Here is a 4,381-nt window from a genome sequence, read left to right on the forward strand (position 1 = left end):
TGAGCAGCCACGGCACGATCCCGGCGAAGACCAGCGGCGCCGCCCCAAAGGCAATCGTGCCCGCCACGGCCCGCCGGCCTTCCTTGTCCGACCGAACACCCATGCACTCATTCTGGACGTCGGCGCGGACAACTGTAAGGGGTCCGCTTGGACAAGGGCAGGAATAGCGGGTGTGATATAACGCACACGTAGAGTAAACGTTTCATCAAAGCGAGGGAGAGCTTCTGATGTCCTGGCTGGACCGCCATCATTCCATCGCGCCACCGGGCTTCAACCGCTGGCTCATCCCGCCCGCTGCGCTGGCAGTCCACCTCTGCATCGGCCAGGCTTATGCAACGAGCGTGTATAAGAACGCCTTGGTTGCGCACTTCGACGCGAGCCTGACTGAAATCGGCGTGATCTTCTCCATCGCGATCGTCATGCTGGGGCTTTCCGCCGCCATCATGGGCACATGGGTGGACCGGAACGGGCCGCGGATGGCCATGTTCACGGCCGCCGTCTTCTGGTCCGCAGGGTTCCTCGTCGGCGCCCTTGGCATCTTCACGAGCCAGTTGTGGCTTGTCTACCTGGGCTACGGCGTCATCGGCGGCATCGGCTTGGGTATCGGCTACATCTCGCCGGTGTCCACATTGATCAAGTGGTTCCCCGACCGCCCGGGGCTGGCCACCGGCATGGCCATCATGGGTTTTGGCGGCGGAGCACTGATCGCCAGTCCGCTCTCCACCGCGTTGCTGCAGTTCTACGACCCGGCGTTTGACGGATCAGCGGGTTGGGTCGCCAGCGGCGAGGCCGTGGGCAAGCTGTTCCTGACGTTCGCCGTCGTCTATTTGCTGTACATGATGTTCGGCGCCTTCACCATCAAAGTCCCGGCGCCCGGGTGGAAGCCGGCAGGGTTCGATCCGGCCGACGTGAAGACGAAAGAGCTGGTTACCACGGCCCAGGTCTCCGCGCGCAATGCCGTCCGGACCCGCCAGTTCTGGCTCGTCTGGATCGCCCTCTTCTGCAATGTCACGGCCGGCATCGGCATCCTGGAACAGGCCTCGCCGATGATCCAGGACTTCTTCCGGCAGCCGGACGGGACCTCGCTCGTAACCGCGGCCGTTGCCGGCGGCTTCGTGGGCCTCCTTTCCATCGGCAATATGGGCGGGCGCTTCGCGTGGTCAACGACGTCGGACTACATCGGGCGGAAGAAGATCTACATCGTCTACCTGGGCGTCGGCGCCGTGCTGTACATCGTGCTGGCACTGTTCGGGCACTCCGCCACGGCCCTCTACGTCGTTCTCGCCTTCATCATCATCAGCTTCTACGGTGGAGGATTCTCCACCGTGCCTGCCTACCTGCGCGACTTGTTCGGCACCTTCCAGGTCGGCGCCATCCACGGGCGGCTGCTGACGGCCTGGTCGGCCGCCGGCATTGCCGGGCCACTCATCGTGAACGCGTTCCTCGACGCCCAGGGCGAGCCCGGCCAGCTGACCGCGGCGGCTTACCAGCCAGCCCTGCTCACCATGGTCGGCCTCCTGGCGGTCGGCTTGATCGCCAACCTCCTGGTCAAACCAGTCGACAGCAAACACCATGAGCCGGACGCCCGGGAGTCCGCACAGGGCGGCACCGCCATGGCCGGAAAGGACAGTCACCGATGAAGAAAGCGCAACTCGCCCTGGGGTGGGTCCTGGTCGGCATCCCGCTCCTGTACGGAGTGTCCCAGACCTTGCTGAAGGCCGCGGCCCTCTTCGGATAGTGCCGGCAAGGCCGGCCAATGCCTTGAGGAGGGCGCCGCCCCGGTCCTAACGTTGAAGGTGCGATGGACTGGTTGGATGCGGACGGCTTCGAAGTGGCGCGGCAGGTGCTGCAGCGCGGCATCGCCGCTGTCTACGCGATCGCATTCCTCTCCGCCGTGGCGCAGTTCCGCGTGCTGCTCGGCGAACACGGGCTGCTGCCGGTACCGCGCTACCTGGCCCGGTCCTCCGCGCGCGGGCCGACCCTGTTCAGCTGGCGCTACTCCGACAAGCTCCTGCTCGCCGTCGCCTGGACCGGCGCCGCAGTGGCGCTGCTGCTCGTGGCCGGCCTGCCGCAGCTGGGCCCGCCGTGGCTGCCGATGCTGGCCTTCCTGCTGCTCTGGGCCCTGTACATGTCGATCGTCAACGTCGGGCAGACATTCTACGGCTTCGGCTGGGAGACCCTGCTGCTGGAAGCCGGTTTCCTGGCGGCCTTCCTCGGCTCCAACGAGGTCGCCCCGCCGCTCCCCGTGCTGCTGCTGTTCATCTGGCTGACCTTCCGGCTGGAGTTCGGCGCCGGCCTGATCAAGATCCGCGGCGACAAGGTGTGGCGGGACCTGACCGCACTGTACTACCACCACCAGACGCAGCCGATGCCCAACCCGGCGAGCTGGTTCTTCCACCACCTGCCCAAGCCGCTGCATAAAGTCGAGGTCCTCGGCAACCACTTCGCCCAGCTCGTCGTCCCGTTCTTCCTGTTCTTCCCGCAGCCGGTCGGCAGCATCGCCGCCGCCATCATCATCGTCACCCAGTTGTGGCTCGTGCTGTCCGGCAACTTCGCCTGGCTGAACTGGATCACCATTATCGTTGCCACCGCGGCCCTAGGTGACGGCGCAATCGCCGCCGTCCTCCCCGGGGACCCGGACCTCACGCCGGACTATGCCCCCACCCCGGTCTGGTTCACCGTCGTCGTTCTTGCCGTCACCGCGCTGATGGTGGTGCTCAGCTACTGGCCGGCCCGCAACCTGTTCGCGAAGCGGCAGCTGATGAATGCCAGCTTCAACCGCTGGCACCTGGCCAACGCCTACGGTGCGTTCGGCAGCATCACCCGCGAGCGTTACGAGATCATCATCGAAGGCAGCCTGGACGGCGAGGAATGGCGCGAGTACGAGTTCAAGGGCAAGCCCGGCGATCCGTCCCGCATGCCCCGCCAGTTCGCCCCGTACCACCTGCGGCTGGACTGGCTGATGTGGTTCCTCGCCCTCGGCGCAGGCGGCGAAAGCTGGTTCATCCCGCTGCTGCGCCGGCTGCTGGCCGCGGACCGGCGCACGTTGCGGATGCTGCGCAAGGACCCGTTCGACGGCGAGCCGCCGCGGCAGGTGCGTGCCCGCGTCTTCCACTACCGCTACTCCACCTGGTCCGAGCTGCGGCAGACCGGCCAGTGGTGGATCCGGCGGCCGGTGGGCATGCTGGTGGCCCCGACCAGCCGGCTTTGAGGAATAGCCCGCAGCCGGCCGCGGTTGAGTAAGATGCAAATGCATCAAACACTTCGACAGAAAGGCCCGGCTTTCGTGGCACAAACATTGGAACTCGGCCTGGACACGTTTGGCGACGTCACCGCACGGGCGGATGGCTCGCTCCTGCCCCACGATGAGGTGATCCGGAACGTGATCGCCGAAGCCGTGCTCGCGGACCAGGTCGGGCTGGACTTCATCGGCATCGGCGAGCACCACCGCGAGGATTTCGCCGTCTCCGCACCCGACGTCGTCCTCGCTGCCATCGCCGGCCAGACTTCGCGCATCCGCCTCGGCTCCGCCGTGACCGTGCTCAGCTCGGACGATCCGGTGCGTGTCTTCCAGCGCTTCTCCACCCTCGACGCCGCCTCCAGCGGCCGGGCCGAAGTGATCCTCGGCCGCGGCTCCTTCACCGAGTCCTTCCCGCTCTTCGGCCTCGATTTGGCGGACTACGACCTGCTGTTCGAGGAAAAGCTCCAGCTCTTCACCGAGCTGCTCAAGGAAGAACCCGTGACCTGGGCTGGCCGGACGCGCGGGCGGCTGGACAACAAGCGCATCTTCCCGCCCACCGCCTCCGGCAAGCTGAAGACCTGGATCGCCGTCGGCGGCACCCCGCAGTCCGTAGTCCGCGCCGCGCACTACGGCCTGCCCCTTATGCTCGCCATCATCGGCGGCGCCCCCATGAACTTCGCCCCGTTCACCGACCTCTACCACCGCGCCCTGGACCAGTTCGGTCAGCCGAGGCTGCCCATCGGCGCGCACTCCCCCGGCTACATCGCAGCCACCGACGAGCAGGCCCGCGAGGAAATGTGGGAGCCGTACGCCGACATGCAGGAACGGATCGGACGCGAGCGCGGCTGGAGCCGGATGACGCGCGGCCAGTTCGAAGCCGAGGCCGGGCCCGACGGCGCCCTCTTCGTCGGCTCCCCGGAAACCGTCGCCGCGAAGATCGTGAAGGTCGCCAGGGGCCTGGGCCTGAGCCGCTTCGACCTGAAGTACAGCCTCGGCACGCTGCCGCACGAGAAGCTGATGGCCAGCATCGAGCTCTACGGCACGAAGGTGGCCCCGCTGGTCCGCGAACAGCTCGCCGAAGACTGAGCCGCCACCGGCACCTGATTTTAACCAACGACGCCGGGAGGCGGGCTTTCGCGC

At 66.8% G+C, this 4,381-nt stretch carries 4 protein-coding genes; all 4 read left to right on the forward strand.

Annotated elements, in window-relative coordinates; translation table 11 throughout:
* Positions 1–227: 227 nt before the first annotated feature.
* The 4 genes from D477_RS16910 to D477_RS16920 all read left to right on the forward strand — a co-directional run bounded on the left by D477_RS16910 (position 228) and on the right by D477_RS16920 (position 4,327).
* Positions 228–1,640: an OFA family MFS transporter gene (locus tag D477_RS16910; RefSeq protein WP_005272450.1), complete on the forward strand. Its 1,413-nt coding sequence runs from the start codon at positions 228–230 to the stop codon at positions 1,638–1,640.
* Positions 1,637–1,738, forward strand: a complete 102-nt coding sequence (locus D477_RS23905) for an MFS transporter small subunit (RefSeq protein ID WP_424580026.1) — start codon at positions 1,637–1,639, stop codon at positions 1,736–1,738. The genes D477_RS16910 and D477_RS23905 overlap by 4 nt, the downstream gene beginning before the upstream one ends.
* 63 nt (positions 1,739–1,801) lie before the next feature.
* Positions 1,802–3,211 (forward strand): lipase maturation factor family protein, encoded by a 1,410-nt coding sequence (locus D477_RS16915; RefSeq protein ID WP_005272451.1) that lies wholly within the window; start codon positions 1,802–1,804, stop codon positions 3,209–3,211.
* A gap of 75 nt (positions 3,212–3,286) precedes the next feature.
* The gene (locus D477_RS16920) at positions 3,287–4,327 is read left to right on the forward strand and encodes an LLM class flavin-dependent oxidoreductase (protein ID WP_043847454.1); all 1,041 of its coding nucleotides are present in this window, start codon (positions 3,287–3,289) and stop codon (positions 4,325–4,327) included.
* The last annotated feature ends 54 nt before the right edge of the window (positions 4,328–4,381 follow it).

Origin of the sequence: Arthrobacter crystallopoietes BAB-32, from assembly GCF_000328305.2 — a bacterium.
Lineage (GTDB): Bacteria > Actinomycetota > Actinomycetes > Actinomycetales > Micrococcaceae > Crystallibacter > Crystallibacter crystallopoietes_A.

Bases quoted from the DNA above. Each gene is read 5' to 3' on its own strand.
- D477_RS16910 (WP_005272450.1), top strand. From the start codon at position 228: ATGTCCTGGCTGGACCGCCATCATTCCATCGCGCCACCGGGCTTCAAC.
- D477_RS16915 (WP_005272451.1), top strand. From the start codon at position 1,802: ATGGACTGGTTGGATGCGGACGGCTTCGAAGTGGCGCGGCAGGTGCTG.
- D477_RS23905 (WP_424580026.1), top strand. From the start codon at position 1,637: ATGAAGAAAGCGCAACTCGCCCTGGGGTGGGTCCTGGTCGGCATCCCG.